The organism is Xanthomonas citri pv. citri, assembly GCF_000961215.1.
GTDB classification, from domain to species: domain Bacteria; phylum Pseudomonadota; class Gammaproteobacteria; order Xanthomonadales; family Xanthomonadaceae; genus Xanthomonas; species Xanthomonas cissicola.
Window position 1 is genome coordinate 3,210,285 of record NZ_CP008998.1, and the last position, 16,237, is coordinate 3,226,521.

Annotated in this window: 15 protein-coding genes; 7 read left to right on the forward strand and 8 right to left on the reverse strand. The window is 65.8% G+C overall.

Annotated elements, in window-relative coordinates; translation table 11 throughout:
• Nucleotides 1-153 precede the first annotated feature (153 nt).
• The 4 genes from gorA to AMD14_RS14430 all read right to left on the reverse strand — a co-directional run bounded on the left by gorA (nt 154) and on the right by AMD14_RS14430 (nt 4,738).
• Entirely contained in the window at nt 154-1,524 is a 1,371-nt protein-coding gene (gorA, locus tag AMD14_RS14415; RefSeq protein WP_011051803.1) for a glutathione-disulfide reductase, read from the reverse strand.
• Nucleotides 1,521-2,801, reverse strand: coding sequence for an NAD(P)/FAD-dependent oxidoreductase (locus AMD14_RS14420; RefSeq protein WP_171843842.1), 1,281 nt, complete (start codon nt 2,799-2,801; stop codon nt 1,521-1,523). Before AMD14_RS14420 ends, gorA begins: the two co-directional genes overlap by 4 nt.
• Nucleotides 2,779-4,023, reverse strand: coding sequence for a DUF418 domain-containing protein (locus AMD14_RS14425; protein WP_040107643.1), 1,245 nt, complete (start codon nt 4,021-4,023; stop codon nt 2,779-2,781). Before AMD14_RS14425 ends, AMD14_RS14420 begins: the two co-directional genes overlap by 23 nt.
• Before the next feature lie 235 nt (nt 4,024-4,258).
• On the reverse strand, nt 4,259-4,738 hold the full coding sequence (locus tag AMD14_RS14430; RefSeq protein WP_040259655.1) for an FKBP-type peptidyl-prolyl cis-trans isomerase: 480 nt from the start codon (nt 4,736-4,738) through the stop codon (nt 4,259-4,261).
• Between the two features lie 109 nt (nt 4,739-4,847).
• On the opposite strand from AMD14_RS14430, the gene AMD14_RS14435 reads away from it, so the two are divergent.
• The gene (locus AMD14_RS14435; RefSeq protein ID WP_003486869.1) at nt 4,848-5,390 is read left to right on the forward strand and encodes a C40 family peptidase; all 543 of its coding nucleotides are present in this window, start codon (nt 4,848-4,850) and stop codon (nt 5,388-5,390) included.
• A gap of 109 nt (nt 5,391-5,499) precedes the next feature.
• On the forward strand, nt 5,500-6,249 hold the full coding sequence (locus AMD14_RS14440; protein ID WP_003486867.1) for a C40 family peptidase: 750 nt from the start codon (nt 5,500-5,502) through the stop codon (nt 6,247-6,249).
• Nucleotides 6,250-6,455: 206 nt separating this feature from the next.
• Here the strand turns inward: AMD14_RS14440 and AMD14_RS14445 are convergent, their stop codons facing one another.
• The 3 genes from AMD14_RS14445 to AMD14_RS14455 form a co-directional block, all read right to left on the reverse strand.
• A complete protein-coding gene (locus tag AMD14_RS14445) occupies nt 6,456-6,947 on the reverse strand; it encodes an acyl-CoA thioesterase (protein WP_003486865.1) in 492 nt (163 codons plus the stop codon).
• A 233-nt stretch (nt 6,948-7,180) separates the two neighbouring features.
• A complete protein-coding gene (locus AMD14_RS14450) occupies nt 7,181-8,017 on the reverse strand; it encodes a class I SAM-dependent methyltransferase (RefSeq protein WP_015463405.1) in 837 nt (278 codons plus the stop codon).
• 9 nt (nt 8,018-8,026) lie between these two features.
• Complete coding sequence (locus AMD14_RS14455; RefSeq protein WP_011051808.1) at nt 8,027-9,367, reverse strand: dicarboxylate/amino acid:cation symporter; 1,341 nt, start codon at nt 9,365-9,367, stop codon at nt 8,027-8,029.
• A gap of 142 nt (nt 9,368-9,509) precedes the next feature.
• Between AMD14_RS14455 and AMD14_RS14460 the strand changes: the two genes are divergently transcribed.
• From AMD14_RS14460 to AMD14_RS14480, 5 genes are all read left to right on the forward strand, one after another.
• A complete protein-coding gene (locus AMD14_RS14460; protein ID WP_011051809.1) occupies nt 9,510-11,216 on the forward strand; it encodes an alkaline phosphatase family protein in 1,707 nt (568 codons plus the stop codon).
• Between the two features lie 369 nt (nt 11,217-11,585).
• The gene (gene tilS, locus AMD14_RS14465) at nt 11,586-12,887 is read left to right on the forward strand and encodes a tRNA lysidine(34) synthetase TilS (protein ID WP_015471858.1); all 1,302 of its coding nucleotides are present in this window, start codon (nt 11,586-11,588) and stop codon (nt 12,885-12,887) included.
• 31 nt (nt 12,888-12,918) lie between these two features.
• On the forward strand, nt 12,919-13,179 hold the full coding sequence (locus AMD14_RS14470; protein WP_003486852.1) for an exodeoxyribonuclease VII small subunit: 261 nt from the start codon (nt 12,919-12,921) through the stop codon (nt 13,177-13,179).
• 1 nt (nt 13,180) lies between these two features.
• Entirely contained in the window at nt 13,181-14,056 is an 876-nt protein-coding gene (locus AMD14_RS14475; protein ID WP_003486850.1) for a polyprenyl synthetase family protein, read from the forward strand.
• Between the two features lie 456 nt (nt 14,057-14,512).
• The gene (locus AMD14_RS14480) at nt 14,513-15,610 is read left to right on the forward strand and encodes a M35 family metalloendopeptidase (RefSeq protein ID WP_015463406.1); all 1,098 of its coding nucleotides are present in this window, start codon (nt 14,513-14,515) and stop codon (nt 15,608-15,610) included.
• A 69-nt stretch (nt 15,611-15,679) separates the two neighbouring features.
• Here AMD14_RS14480 and AMD14_RS14485 read toward each other — a convergent pair whose 3' ends face one another.
• Nucleotides 15,680-16,147, reverse strand: coding sequence for a DUF4870 domain-containing protein (locus tag AMD14_RS14485; protein WP_016849602.1), 468 nt, complete (start codon nt 16,145-16,147; stop codon nt 15,680-15,682).
• Nucleotides 16,148-16,237: the final 90 nt, after the last annotated feature.

Here is a 16,237-nt window from a genome sequence, read left to right on the forward strand (position 1 = left end):
AGCGCCGGATGAGGGTACGCCGCTTACGAAAACCACAGCTCGATGCTAGATCGCGGCAGGGTCCGCTGCTGCTGCCATTTTTTGCGACCTGCGATGGTGCACCGATCAGAGCGTCACCAGCCCGCTAACCTGCCACCTCCGGCCACCTCGGCCTCAGTGCATCAACACAATCTCTTCAGACGAGGTGGGATGAATCGCCACGGTTTCGTCGAAGTCGCGCTTGGTCGCGCCCATCTTCACCGCCACCGCAAAGCCTTGCAGCATTTCGTCGGCGCTCTCACCCAGCAGATGCACGCCGACCACACGTTCTTCTTCGCCCACGCACACCAGCTTGAACAGGCTGCGCTGCGGCGCGTCCGCCAGTGCGTGCAGCATCGGGCGGAAATTGCTGCGGTACACGCGCACCGCCCCGTTGTAGCGCGCACGTGCCTGTTCTTCGGTGAGCCCGACGTTGCCAAGCGGCGGGTGCGAAAACACCACGCTGGGCACGTTTTCGTAATCCATGCGCGCATCCGGTTGGTGACCGAACAGGCGGTCCATCAGCTTGCGCCCCGCCGCAATCGCCACCGGCGTCAGTCCGACCTTGCCGCCCACATCGCCGATTGCGTGAATATTCGGCACGTTGGTGGTCTGCCTGTCGTCCACCACCACTTCGCCCTTGTCGCCAAGCGCAACACCCACGGTGTCCAGACCCAGCCCTGCGGTATTGGCGCGGCGGCCCACCGCGAAAAACACCTTGTCGAAGACGTCGTTGCCCTGCTCGCGCGGATGTACGGAATGCCCATGCACGCGCAGCGCACCGTGCATATCGCGCTCCAATGCGGTGGTGGTGAAACCGAAGTGCAGCCGCACGCCCAGATGGCGCAGGTTGTCGGCCAACTGCAAGGTCAGTTCCGCATCGAAGCGTTCCAGCAAGCGCTCGCCCTGCACGAATAGATGCACGCGGCTCCCTAAGGCCTGCAGCAGCCCGGCGATTTCCACCGCGATATAGCCGCCGCCGATAATCGCGACCTGCTCGGGCGCATGGCAGAGATTGAAGAAATCGTCGGAGACCTCGCCATGCTCTGCGCCCTCCACGTCCGGGCGTAACGCGTGCGCGCCAGTGGCGATCACGATGTGCCCGGCGGTGACCGGCACGCCGTCGCTGCCCATGACGGTATGGCGGTCCTGCAATACGCCGCGCTGCGGGATCAAGACCACGCCATCTTCGTTGAGGCGGCGTCGATAGCTGGCGTGGATGTTGGCGATGTACCCCTGCCGATGCGTGACCAGCTCCTGCCAGACCAACGTCGGGCGCGGCACATCGAATCCCAAGGCGCTGGCCAACTCGATCTTGCCGGCCAGATCGGCGGCCAGCCACATCGCCTTCTTCGGCACGCAACCGAGATTGACGCAGGTGCCGCCCAATTCGTCGGGCTCCATGATCGCCACGCGCGCGCCATGTTTTGCCGCGCGAAATCCCGCCGCGAGGCCGCCGGACCCGCCGCCCAGAATCACCACATCGTAGTCGTAACGCGCACTCATGCGAAACGCTCCGCCCGGTAAGGATGCGGGTCCAGCGCAGGTGCGCGGCCCGTGATCAGGTCGGCCATCAATTGTCCGCTTGCAGTGCTCATGCTGATGCCGAGCATGCCATGCCCGGCTGCGAGCCAGACGTGAGGATGGCCTGGCACCGCGCCCAGGACCGGCACGTCGTCCCAGGTCATCGGCCGCCATCCGTACCAGCGTTCGATCACTGCAGGTCCGCGTGGCGTATGCAGATATTCGGCCGCCGCGCGCTCCAACGCAGCCAGGCGCGTGGCATTGAGCTGCGTATCGCGCCCGGAAAATTCCATCGTGCTGCCGATGCGCAGGCGGTCGCGCCACGGCACCACGAACACCCAGCGGTCCTTCAACACCACCGGGCGACGCGGCATCAGATGCGGCGCGCTGTAGGTAATCGAATAGCCCTTGCCGGCCTGCACCGGCAGGCGCAGACCAAGTTGCGCCGCCAGCGCCGGCGACCATGGTCCGGTTGCGATCACTACCTCGCGCGCACGGCGCTTGCCGTGCTCGGTCTGCACGCAGCTGCCGCCTCCATCGGGCACGATTGCCTGCACGCGGCAGTGCGCATCGATCACCCCGCCACGTGCGCGCAGCACTCTCGCAAGCTCTGCGGTGTATTGCTCCGGGCGTAGATGCGCATCGCCCGGGAAGTGGATCGCGCCAGCGATCCCATCGCGAAATGCGGGATCCTGACGCATATAGTCCGCACCATCGATGACCTCTGCCCGGATACCCCACTGCGCCAGCAGCGCGCATTCGTCGCGGTATTGCGCAAAGCGGCGCGCATCGCCGAACACGTAATCCAGCCCGTCGTTGCGAAACTCGCACTCCAGCGCGTACCGCGCCACCCACGCGTCGAAACGCTGCCGCGCATCGCGCAACAGCGCCGCCCGCGCCTGTGCACTGGACTGCCAATCGCGTGCATTGCAGCATCGTGCGAAGCGCAGTAGCCAGCGCCACAACTCCGGATCCAGACGGGGCGGGATATACAGCGGGGCATCCGGGGTGAACATCCATTTCAGTGCCTGCGCGATCATGCCGGGCGCGGCCAGCGGCGGTGCATGGCTCGGCGTGATGGTGCCGCAATTGCCGTAGGAAGTCGCCGCCCCAGTCGCACCGGCATCGAGCACACGCACCTGCCGGCCCGCTTCGACAAGTGCCAGCGCGGTGGCCAGGCCAATCGCGCCCGCGCCGATCACCAGCACATCATCGCGGCTGCCGTGCATGCAGGCGCTACCCGGCGCGCCCGGCGCCACGCCACATCGGCGGCACCTGCAGATAGGTCACGCTGCGCCATAGCCATTCCATCGGCCCGAAGCGGAACCAATGCAGCCAGCACCGGCTCAGCAGCACCTGCAGCGCGAACAGTGTCAGTGCGAACGGCAGTTGCCACACCCGCGGCAGCTGTTCGAAATAGCCCAGCCCGTAGCCGTAGAAGATGCCGGTGCAGACCAGCGATTGCAGCAGATAGTTGCTCAATGCCATCCGCCCTGCTGGCGCAAGCCATGCCAGGCGCGATGCCAGGCGCACCACCCATGCGGCGTAGCCCAGGCACATCAACGGCCCTGCAATCAGCGACAGCGCGAAGGCGCCGGACAGGCGCAGGTCCAGACGCGCCGGATCGATCCACGGCTCCAACGCATAACTTGCCAGCATCACGCCCAGCCCTAGCGGCAATACGCCATAGCGTAGCGTCGCAAACAAGCGTGGGAAGCGCTCGGGCGTGGCGATCGCACCGCTGCGCACGAACCAGCCACCGAGCAGGAACATGCCGAGCATGGCCGGGCCGTTGATGCTGAGGCCGGTCATCGCTTCCTGAAAGTCATGCCAGCGCTGCACCGTCGCTTGCAGGTAAGTGCCACTGCCGAATGCGGCGCGCTGCGCCTGCACATTCGCCAGCGCCTGCTGCGCGGCGTCGGCCATCGCCGCTTTCCACTGCACCGTCGCGGCAGGATCGGCCTGCGCCAGCTCGCCTGCCACGCCATACAGGAGGGTCAACCCAGGTGCACACAGGTACACCAATGCAGCGAACCACGGCAGCGTCACCGTCGGCACGTTGCGCGCGCTCAGCAGCAGCAACGCCAGCAGGGCATAGGTCACCAGAACATCGCCGGACCACACCAGCAATGCATGGGCAAGCCCGATCGCCAACAGCCCGAGGGTGCGGCGTAGATACAGGCCGAAGAATGCGCGCCCGGCCTGTGCGGCGCGCTGCGCCATCACCGCAAAGCCCATGCCGAACAACAGCGAAAACAGCGTGTAGAACTTGCCTTGCACGAACACGTAGATCAGCGCATCGGCAACCCGGTCGGCGCCATGCCAATGCGGCTCCACGCCGGTCATGGCCAGATCGAGCGGCCCGACGAAGGCTTCCATGTTCATCAGCAGGATGCCCAGCAGCGCCACGCCGCGCAGGACATCCAGCACGACGATGCGTTCGGTCGCAGCAATGGGAAGCAGCACGTCGCGGGATGTCATCACGGCTCAGGCAACCAGACGCGGCGGCGCGCGCCGCAGAATGCAAACGGCCCGCCGATGGGGCGGGCCGTCAGGAACAGCAATCATGCACGCACCGCGGCAACCCACAGGCATGGGCCGATGTGCGTGTGGCGCGCATGCACCACCGTCGCGCCGGATGGCCGGCCTACGTCAGTGGTGCGCATGCGTCCCATCCGTCCAACCGCCACGCGAGCGCGTGCGTGCGTGACCGACCTTAGTGGTGATGACCGCCGTCGCCGTGCACATGGCCGTGGTCGCGTTCTTCCGCGGTGGCTTCGCGCACTTCGACGATCTCCACGTCGAAATGCAGATCCTTGCCGGCCATCGGGTGATTGAGGTCCACATCGACCACGCTCATGCCGACCTTCTGCACCGTCACCGCGCGCCGGCCGAAGTTGGTCTGCAGCACGACCTGGGTGCCGGGCACCAGCTTGGTGGCGCCGAAATGCTTCTTGGGCACGCGCTGGCTCAGGCCTTCGCGGTATTCGCCATAGGCTTCGGTGGCCTTGACGTCAACGCCGAAGCTCTCGCCGGCTTCCTTATCCATCATGGCCGCTTCCAGGCCCGGGATGATGTTGCCGTGGCCGATCATGATCGCCAACGGGTCACGCTCCTTGGAGCTCTCGATCGGCTCCTGGCCGATCTCCGAAACGGTGTAATGGAAGCGGACGACGCTGTCTTTTTCGATCTTCATGCCTGGCTCTGAATGGGCTGCCCGGTGGCAGACGGTTGAGGACGGCTTGTCGGCCGCCGGGTGCGCCGCCATCATGGCGACCTTTCGAACCGCCCATTATCCCGGCTCCATGCATATCACGCCAGTTTTCGCCGCCAGCGCCCGACGCGCCGCGGCCAGCCTGTTGCTGGGCCTGCTGCTCCTGGGGGGCTGTTCGTCGCATGCGCCAGTGCGGCGCCCGGCCGCGCCACCACCGGCTGCGCGCGTATGGCCGCAGGTGCCGCCGGCCGACCCGGCCGCCGCCAACAACATCCTGATGCGCGCGCTGGGGCTGGTGGGCACCCCGTACCGGTTTGGCGGCAATACGCCTCAGACCGGCTTCGACTGCAGCGGGCTGGTCACCTATGTCTACCAAGACGTATTGGCCCTGGCGCTACCGCGCACCTCGCGCGAACTGGCCGCGATCCAGGGCCCGCGCATCCCGCCCGAGCGACTTGCCACCGGCGATCTGGTGTTTTTCGGCGCTGGAGGCAACGTGACCCATGTTGGCATTTATGTCGGTGAAGGCCGCTTCGTGCATGCCCCTACCACCGGCGGTACGGTCCGCTTGGATTTTCTGGATGGAGCTTACTGGCGTGACCATTATTCAGGTTCAAAGCGGGTTTTGCACTAAAATGTGATGAACATCACAAGTCATAAAACGGAAAGTTAACTTTTTTTGAACGTAACGATTCTTTCACCAGGGCATCATCTCGCATCGACAGCAGAACTGTGATTCCCGCGTGACGAACGACGAACAGATCAAACCTGGCGCCGCACCGCTTCCGCCCCGGAAACCGCTCCGCCTGCTATGCGCCACCGCGTTGTTGATTGCAGCACTTCCTGCATTCGCGCAGACCGCCAGTAGCACGCCATCCGCTCCGCAGACGACCACGCCGGACAGCGCCGTCGCCGCCGAGAAGGCCGCAACCCGCAGCCGCGCCGACGCCGCTGCCACCGCAACACTGGCCGCCCTGCTTCCGCACCTGGCTGCCAACGACGCCATTCCGCTGATGGACCGCTCGGCGATGTTCGCTGGCGATCTCAGCCGCCTGCTCGCTAATTACGACGTGTCGCAGAGCGCAGCCAATGCTGCTCAGAACGCCGTGGCCGATAGCCGCGTGCAGGTGATCCTGCAGCGCGCCATGGCCCTGCTCGGCACTCCGTACGTCTGGGGCGGCGAATCCACCGAAGGGTTCGACTGCAGCGGCCTGGTCGGCTATGTATTCAAGACTGCGCTCGGCATCGACCTGCCGCGCGTCTCGCGCGACATCGCCCGCGACGAATCGGCCGAACTGATCAAGGACCCGAGCGCGCTGAAAGCTGGCGACCTGGTGTTCTTCGGCAAGCGTGGCCGTATCGACCATGTCGGCCTGGTGGTCGGCGACGGCAAGTTCCTGCACGCGCCCAGCCGCGGCAAGGACGTGCGCGTGGATTCGCTGGCCAGCGGCTACTGGAGCGAAAAGTTCATCCAGGCGCGCCGGGTGCTGTAACGCTCGGTTGCTTTCGACTCATTCGAAGAGGGCCGCGACGATCTCGCGGCCTTTTGTTGCGCGGAACCGGGCCGCGACGTCCATGTGCGACCGCGCAGCCTCTATCGGCGCCTACCGGCCCACTCGCCAGGCGCACCAGGAGCCGCGCTGCCCGCACCGCCTACGCCGTCATCGGGCAGATGATCTACCGGTACACGGGATGCGGCTTACTGCGAGGCGTCGGCCTTGTACCGTGCCATGGTGTCCTCGATGCCCTTGCTCAACTCCATCACCTTGAGCGCGTATTCCGCCAGGCGTTGATCTTCCGGGGTATCTGGCCGCCAGGACGGCACTTCCACCGGGGTGATCCCGTCCGGATCCATCGCCACGAACACGATGATGCAATGCGTGCACAGGCGCGAATCGCCGCCCATCGGACTGCGCGCGCGTACATCGATCGCGAAATGCATGCTGCTGCGGCCGGTGTAGACGAGTTTGGCCGACACGGCCACCAGATCGCCGATGCGCACCGGCGCCACGAAGCGGATACCGCCCACCGCCACGGTGACGCAGTAATGCCCACTCCAACCACTGGCCGCCGCAAAACCAACCTGGTCGATCCACTTCATCACCACGCCGCCATGCACCTTGCCGCCGAAGTTGACGTCGCTGGGCTCGGCCAGAAAACGAAATGTCAGATCACGCTGTTGGCCAATCACAGCCCGCCCTCGTCAATGAATGAGCTGGAAGTGTGCCATGTGGGTGGAACTCGTCGTACCCACGACGCGATTGCCATACCGGTCGACGTGAGCGCAACGAAGATCGGCACAAGACCTGTCATCAGCCAAGATGCGGGATGCCTTGAAATTCGTCCCGTGAGCCTGAGCAGCGCCATCGTCAGATCGCCCGACTCCCGCTGCCCCGCGTGATCGAACAACGTCAACAAGCACGCTCAGCCGCCAATCACCTCAAGGTTGTCCCGCTTGCGCAGACACAGCCACGGGAAATGCGGCTGCGGCAACCCGAACGCCTTTCGCATACGGGCGCTCCAACGACGCGGGTCGAACAACCACTGCACCGCAAAGCGGTCGAACGTCGCGTAGGTATGCTGGTGGTAATGCGCAGCCAGTTCCGGAACGCCCAGCTCGGTGAAGTAGCGCAGGCTGCGTGCGGCACTCTCTTGGCCCTGCTGCGGCGTGGCGTAGAGCGGGCTATCGAGAATATGCAGCACGCCATCCTCGCGCAGATGCGCGAACAAACGCTCGATCAACGCGCCAGGATCAGCGAAATATTGCACGCAGGCGGGCAGCACGATGATGTCGAACACCTCGCGCGGCAGTGCCACGGTCTGGATGTCGCCAGCGATGAAACTCAGGCCCGTTGCATGGCCGAACACGCGTGCGGCCTGGCTGAGCTCGGTGCGATTGACGTCGATGCCGCAGACCTCGCGTTGCAGCGACTGCGCCAGCAAGTGCGATAGCCAGCCATTGCCGCAACCGAGTTCGAGGATGGCGCCCTCGCCGGCATGCGTGGCCAGGTGCTGCGCCAGCAAACTGCTCGACAGCGCGCGCACGCGCCATTCCAGCGTTGCCCCCAGTTTTCCGCCCGGACGCGGCAGGCTGCGCACCTGCGCATCGGTATAGAGTCGGCCTTCCTTGCGCCGGATCTCCAGGTAGTGCGTCTCGAAGGGGTCATCGGCCAAGCCGCGCTGCACCAACACGCCATCCATGCGCTCCAGCTCGGGCAACTGCTGCAGCCGTTCGCGCAGGTGTGGAGATCCGGCACGCATCAAGCTGCCTCAGCGCAGTGGTTTGGCGCTGTCAGCCGGCGGTTCTTCCAGTCCCACATTGGTGGAGGCGGATTCGTAGATGCTCTTGTCGAGCAGGCCGGTTTGCTTGGCCACCAGCACCGGCACCAGCATCTGCCCGGTGACGTTGGTCATGGTGCGCATCATGTCCAGGATGCGGTCGATCGCATACAGGTACCCGATCACTTCCAACGGCAGATTGGCCGCACTCAGCACCACCGTGGCCATGATGACCGCCGTGCCCGGTACGCCGGCCGTGCCGAAGCTGCCGAGCACCGAGGCGATCAGCACCACGAAATACTGGTTGGCGGTCAGGGGGACGCCGGTGTATTGCGCGATGAACACCGCGCACAACGCCGGAAAGATTGCGCCGCAGCCATCCATCTTGATGCTGGCGCCCAGCGGTACCGCGAATGCAGCGTAATCCTTGCTGACCCCCAGGTTGTGGGTAATCGAACGCATCGCCACCGGCATTGCCGCAAAGCTCGACGAACTGACGAACGCCACCTGCATGCCAGGCGCGGCACCGCGGAAAAACTTCCACGGGTTGAGCCCATGTGCGAGCAACAGGCTGCTGTAGACCACCACAATGTGGATCGCGCAGGCCACATACAGCGCCAGCACGAAATTGCCGAACGGCAGCAGCTTCGAAAAGCCGTAGCTGCCGACCAGGCCAGCGATCAGCCCAAAGGTGCCGAGCGGAGTCATCTCCAGCACGAAGCGCGTCACCTGGATCATGATGTCGCTCATCTGCCCGGTGAGCTTGCGCGCCTCGGCCACACGCTCGCCAAGCTTGACCATCGCAAAGCCCAGCAACGCGGCGAAGAAGATCACCGGCAGGATCGAGCCACGCCCCGCCGCCAGCACCGTTTCGCCGGCCGCGTTGGTCTTGGTGCCGATGCCGGTCAATGCGTAGAACGGGTTGGACGGCACCACATCCAGCAGCACTTGGACCGGGCTGGGCACATCGCGCGGTTTCCAGCCCGAATCCACGCTCAAGCTGAAATGGCCGGCACCCGGCTGCATGATCGTGCCGACCGCCAGGCCCACGGCCACCGCCAATGCTGCGGTGATCACAAACCACAAGAACGTGCGCCCGCCGAGTGCGGCAACCGACTTTTGCCCGTGCAACGACGAGATCGCATTGATCACCGCAAAGAACACCAGCGGGATGGCGATCATCTTGATCAGCGTGACGTACAGGTCACCCAGGGGACCGAACCACACATCGGCCGCCGGGCCCATGGCCCAGCCGACCAGCGCGCCGAGGACGAAGCCGGCCACCACGCGCTGCCAGAACGGAATGCGCAACCACGCCGCAACCAGTTTCATGTCGTCGAATCTTCCGGGGGAAAGTGCATGCACCATAGCCCAGGGCTGCCCTGCTCGCGAGACCACAGCTGGAACAGCGCTGTGTCATCGGTGTGACACCACCCAGCGCGGCATAATGGGGATTGATTCAGTCACGAGTTCGATGCCGATGCGTTACCGCCTGCCTACCCTCGCCGCCCTGACCACGCTGTGCGTCGCTGCCTGCGCTTCCACCACCGGGAGCGGCACCTCCGCACCCGCGTCGGTCCGCGTGGAGGTGCCGCCGGTCACGCACCCGGCCGGCGAAACCCCGCAATGGTGGTACCGCTCGGGCGCCGCCCGCGCGGCCGGCAACGGCGCCATGGCCGGCAAGGCGCGCAACGTGATCCTGTTCCTGGGCGATGGCATGAGCCTGACCACGGTGGCCGCCGCGCGCATCCTGGACGGCCAGCGCAAGGGCGGCCCAGGCGAAGAGAACCTGCTGTCGTGGGAGCAGTTTCCCGCCACCGCCTTCAGCAAGACCTACAACACCGACTCGCAGACGCCGGATTCTGCCGGCACCATGACCTCCATCACCACCGGCGTGAAGTCGCACATGGGCGCGATCGGCGTCAGCAGCGGCAACCGCAGCGACTGCGCCGACAGCTTGAACAAGGGCCTGCTGAGCTGGCTGCAGCTGGCCGACAGCGCCGGCATGGCCACCGGCATCGTCACCACCACGCGCCTGACCCATGCCACGCCGGCGGCAACCTATGCGCATTCGCCGGACCGCAACTGGGAAAACGACACCGACCTTCCCGAGTCGGCGCGTGCTGCCGGTTGCCAGGACATTGCCCAGCAATTGCTCTCCACCGCCCGCTACGGCCGAGGCCCGCAGGTGGTGCTGGGCGGAGGACGCAGCCAGTTCCAGAGCGTGCAGGAGCGCGACCCGGAATACGACGACAAGGTGGGCCTGCGCCTGGACGGTCGCGATCTGGTCGCCGAGTGGAAACAAGCGCACCCGCAGGGCGCCTATGTCTGGAACGAGCAGCAATTGCAGGCAGCGTCCGGTGCACCTGCGCTGCTGGGGCTGTTCGAACCGGACCACATGCAGTTCGATCACGACCGCAACCGCACCCCGCAGGGCGAGCCCAGCCTGACCGAGATGACCCGCACCGCGATCCAGTCGCTGTCGCGCGAGCCGAATGGGTTCGTACTGATGGTCGAAGGCGGCCGCATCGATCACGCCAACCACGCCGGCAACGCCTACCGCGCGCTCGATGAAACCGTGTCGCTGTCCGATGCCGTGCGCGTTGCTGTGCAGACTGCGCCACCGGACACGCTGATCATCGTCACCGCCGACCATTCGCACACGCTCAACTTCGTCGGCTACCCGGTGCGCGGTAACCCGATCCTGGGCAAGGTGCGCGGCACCGGCGGCGAAGAAGGCGACCGCAGCCAGCTGGCCACCGACCTGGCCGGCCAGCCGTACACCACGCTCAGCTACGCCAACGGCCCCGGCTATACAGGTGCCAGCAACGCGCAGCCGGCCGGTCCGAAGAAGTATCCGCACGAACCCAGCAGCAGCGAGCCGGCCACTGGCCGCCCGGACCTGAGCCATGTCGACACCGAAGCCCCCAGCTACATGCAGGAAGCGCTGGTGCCGACCAAATCCGAAAGCCACGGCGGCGAAGATGTCGGCATCTGGGCCACCGGCCCCGGCAGCGCGGCATTCCGCGGCACGCTGGAAGAGAACGTGATCTACCACGTCATCGTCCAGGCCACTCCGCGCCTGCGCGAGCGCCTGTGCAAGGCCGGCACCTGCAATGCCGCTGGTGTGCCGGTGGAATTGCCCAAGCCGGCCACGTTCGAGGCTGCGGTCAAGCGCTGATGCGCAGGCGGCGCTGCAGCGATGGCGGGCGAGCCGGCGCATGATGCGGTCGACGCATCGCCGCTCGACCTGCCTGCCTGGCGTCGCCAATGCCGTGTGCGAGCACGTCTGCAAACGGCCGCAGTCCCCGGCTGTCGGTGTGGTGCTCAGACGGGCCGTCGCGGAGCGATGCGGTAACCGTGCACGGCAGCCAATTGCAGCCAAGGCTGCAGCTGCGCACCGTTGTTCGCGCTGTGGGACGCCGAGAACACTGGAATCGTCGCTGTATCTTCAGCAGGCAACACCGCAGGCAGGCGACCGACCGGCCATCACGCAGCCGGGACGGCATCTGCTCACCAGGCGCGCAGGATGCGCTGCGAGGTCGCGCCTGTGCTGACCGGCACCCCGCTGCTGCCAGCCACCCCGCCTGGCCCGGTGCTGCTGGCCTACAGCGGCGGGATGGATTCCAGCGTACTGCTACATCTGCTGGCGGCGAGGCCGCGCTATCGACACGCAGGATTGCGCGCGCTGCATGTGCATCATGGGTTGCACGCCGATGCCGACGCCTGGGCGGCGCATTGCCAACGCACGTGCGACGCGCTGCAGGTGCCGTTGCAGATCGTGCGGGTGCAGGTGGCACGCGACAGCGGGCTTGGGCTGGAAGCGGCAGCACGCAATGCGCGCCACGCGGCTTTTGCGCAGGCCCTCATTGCTGGCGAATGGCTGGCGCTGGCGCATCATCGCGACGACCAGGCGGAAACGTTCCTGCTGCGTGCGCTGCGCGCGTCCGGCCCCGAAGGCCTGGCGGCGATGCGCCCGCAGCGCCCGTTCGCCAGCGGCACGTTGTGGCGCCCGATGCTGGCGCATGCGCGCGCCGATCTGCTTGCCTACGCGCATGCGCACCGATTGCGCTGGATCGATGACCCCAGCAACACCGACCCACGCCACGACCGCAATTTCCTGCGCTCCCAGGTGTTGCCGTTGCTGCAGCAACGCTGGCCGCAGGCGACCGACGCGCTGGCGCGCAGTGCGCAACTGAGCGCCGATGCCAGCGCGTTGCTGCTGCAGCAAGACATGGCGTTGCTGCCAGGCGTGCTTACCGCCAGCGGCGCGCTGGATCTGCAAGCATTGCGCGCGCAATCTGTGGAACGAAGGGCAAGGCTGTTGCGCGCCTGGGTGAGTGCGGCGCACGCGCCGCCGCTGCCTGCGCACGGCGTGGCCGCACTGGAGCAGGAAATCGACAATCACGCTGCAGATCGGCACGCCTGCTTTGCGTGGCAGCAGGTAGAAGTACGCCGCTGGCGCCAGTGCCTGTTTCTGCATCGCCCCGCTGCGGCCTGGCCGTCGGACTGGCACGCGCAGTGGGACGGCGCAGCGCCCCTGCAACTCCCCGACGGTGCGCAGTTGCGGTTGCTCGGCGCACCGGGCCTGCGCTTTGCGCAACCGCTGCTGGTTCGGGCCCGCCAGGGCGGCGAGCGCATCGTGTTGCCGCAGCGCGGGCATTCGCACCAACTCAAACATCTGCTGCAGGCGCTGGATCTACCGCCGTGGGAACGCGAGCGCCTGCCGGTCCTGTGGGAAGGCGCGCAGGTGCTCGCCGCCGGCGACTGCATCATTTCCGGCACCTTGGACGCATGGCTGCAGGCCAATGCCGCAGCGCTGCAGTGGCGCACGGCTGCCGATGCGAATTGACCCGCCTGCGCGCGCGCCGCACACTTTAGCGATGGCCAAGAAGTCCTTGAACGAAACGTCCCCGGTTGCCCGCTTCGAACAGTCGCTGGAAGAACTCGAGCAACTGGTGCAGAAGATGGAAGTCGGCGATCTGAGCCTGGAGCAATCGCTCACGGCCTACGAGCGCGGCATCGGCTTGTACCGTGATTGCCAGCAGGCGCTGGAACAGGCCGAACTGCGCGTGCGCCTGTTGACCGACCCCGCCCGCCCCGAGCTTGCCGAAGCCTTCGAACCGCCGTCGCTGGACGGCTGAGGTGAGCTCGGCGTTGTTCGACCACTGGATCGCCCGCACCGAACGCAGCCTGGAGGCCGGCTTGCCGAGCGCCACGCATGCGCCGCAGCGCCTGCATGCAGCGATGCGCCACGCCGTGCTGGGCGGGGGCAAGCGCATGCGGCCGCTGCTGGTCTACGCAAGCGGCGCATTGTTCGGTGCCGCTGAGGATCAACTCGACACGCCCGCGGTGGCAGTAGAGCTGATTCACGCTTATTCGCTGGTGCACGACGATTTGCCGGCGATGGACGACGACGCGCTGCGACGCGGCCAGCCCACCGTGCATATCGCCTTCGACGAGGCCACCGCGATTCTGGCCGGCGATGCCTTGCAGACGCGCGCGTTCGAATTACTCGCCGCTGCCTCTGCCAGCGCCGAACTGCGCGTGGGCTGGATGCAGAGCCTGGCCACCGCGGCGGGCGCGGCCGGCATGTGCGGCGGCCAGGCGCTGGACATCGATGCGACCGGGCAACTGCAATCGCTGCAGCACCTGCAGCGCATGCATGCGCTCAAGACCGGCGCGTTGATCCGCGCAGCGGTACGGATGGGCGCACTGACCGGAGGCGCAGCGTTGGCCGACCAGCAGCGCCTGGACGAATTTGCCGACGCGCTGGGCCTGGCCTTCCAGGTGCGCGACGACATCCTGGATGTGGAATCGAGCTCGGCGCAGCTGGGCAAGACCGCCGGCAAGGACGCGGCGCAATCCAAATCCACCTACCCCGCCCTGCTGGGGATGGACGGCGCCAAGGCGAAGCTGGCCGAACTGGCCGCGCGCATGCATGACGTCCTGCAGCCCTACGGGCAACCAGGCGAGACATTAGCCACCTTGGCCCGGTTTGCGGTGAACCGCGCGCACTAGGCGCCGTTGCCAACGCCGCTACGCCGCAGCAAGCGGGGGCGGCCGATGCCCAATGGATCTGAAGTTCCTGCGTGCCGCGACGGCGCGCTGGTCGCTCGCGGCCACATCTCGACCATTGACGACATAAATCGGACGCAAAGGACATGATTTGCGCACTCCGTGCGCCAGCGCACGGTCAACGCCTGCAGCAGCCGCGACCAACCAGCGAACTCGGTCACACATTGCAACTTTTCTTGGGTGCGTTTGTGCCAGTCGTTGACACATTCGAAGTCGCAGCACGTCACCGAATGCACATTTAAAGCTGAATTGTCGACATTTGTGATATTTCGGCACCGTGCATAAGTTCGATACGAACAAAAATATTCGCAATTGAATAACTTGTCGCGTTCGCTCGTCCTGCCTAGGTTTGGCTTGCCCGCATCCGCGGACATCCCCCGATCACACGGAGAGTTACTGGTGAAGAACGTTTCTTTTGCATCGTTTGCAGCAGGCACGCTGGCCGTTGTTGGCGTCTTCGGATCGGCGCAGGCGCAGTCCGTGCGCGGCCCGGTTCCGTTGACCATCGAACTGTCGCCAGTGGCCGACCAGGCTGGGCGTCATCAGGGCAAGATCGCCGTCACCGTCACCAATAATGGCAGCCGGATCGCGCGCGTGCCGACCTATCAGCTGCCGCTGAAATCACTGGATAACGGCATTCTGGAAGTGAGCCGCGACGGCAAGCCAGTGGACTACACCGGGCGCCTGGTCAAGCGCGGCCTGCCCAAGGCCGCCGACTTCACCGTCCTGCAGCCGGGCCAGAGCGTGAAGGGCGAGGTCGATCTGGCCGGCGCCTACGATCTGTCCACCAGCGGCAACTACACCATCCAGGTGCGCTCGGCGCTGCAGTACGCCTCCTTCTCCGACGGCAGCCTGATGAAAGCGGCCAACGGCGAGCCGGCCGTGGCCACCAGCACCCCGCTTACCGTCTGGCTGGACGGCGCGCGGCGCGGCGTGCAGCGCCAGCTCGCAGTCGGCCCGACCGCCGTGGTCAACGGCATCAACTACCTCAACTGCAGCACCACCCGCACCAGCCAGGCCGGCAGCGCCGTCACTGCCGCGCGTAACTACTCGCAGAACGCGCGCAACTACCTCAACGCCGGCAGCACTGGTGCGCGCTACACCACCTGGTTCGGCACCTATAACGCCTCGCGCTACAGCCGGGTGAGCTCGAACTTCGTCAACATCGACAATGCGCTCGACCAGAACAACGGCCAGCTGACGATCAACTGCAGCTGCGAGGCGGATCTGGCGGATGCCTATGCCTACGTCTATCCAAACCAGCCGTATGAGATCCACGTCTGCAACGCCTTCTGGAGTGCATCGACCACCGGCACCGACTCCAAGGCCGGCACGCTGGTGCACGAGACCAGCCACTTCACCGTGGTGGCCGGCACCCAGGACCGCGTGTATGGCCAGTCCGGCGCGCGCAGCCTGGCGATCAGCAACCCCGCGCAGGCCATCACCAATGCCGACAGCCATGAGTACTTCGCAGAAAACACCCCGGCGCAGAACTGATCGCTCCATCGCCTGACACGACAAAGGCCCGGCATCGCTGCCGGGCCTTTGTTGTTTCCACTGCACCAGTTACTTGATCAGACGCAGCGCGAACGGGTAACGGTAATGCTCGCCATTATTGGCCTTGACTGCGGCCAGGATGCACAGCACCAGGTTGGCAATCCACACCAGCGTCGGCAAGAAGAACAGGATGCCGAACGAGACAATGGTCAGAATGATCGCTGCCACGGTGGCAATGAGCACGGTAATCTGGAAATTCAGCGCTTCCTTGGCTTGATCGGTCGCAAACGGCTTGGACGGGCTGGCGTCCTTGCTGATCAACCAGATCACCAACGCGCCGACGAACGAGCTCACGATGCCGAGCAGATGCGCGGCCAGCGCGAGCGTGCGCTCCTCCGACGGACTGCTGGTGCCCACCGGCGGCGGTGGTGGCGGTGCGGCGTGCGATTCGAATTCGCTCATCATGTCTCCCCGTGCATGGTTGTGGTGCGGCGGACTATAGCAACGATTCAACCAGCCACCAGTGCGGAAAGACATGGGCGCACGGCCCGGCCGTGGCTGCAATGGGCGACAAGACCGCCCTGCCTTGCGGCGAGCTAGCGCCGCTCACAAGACGCAGATGGCTTA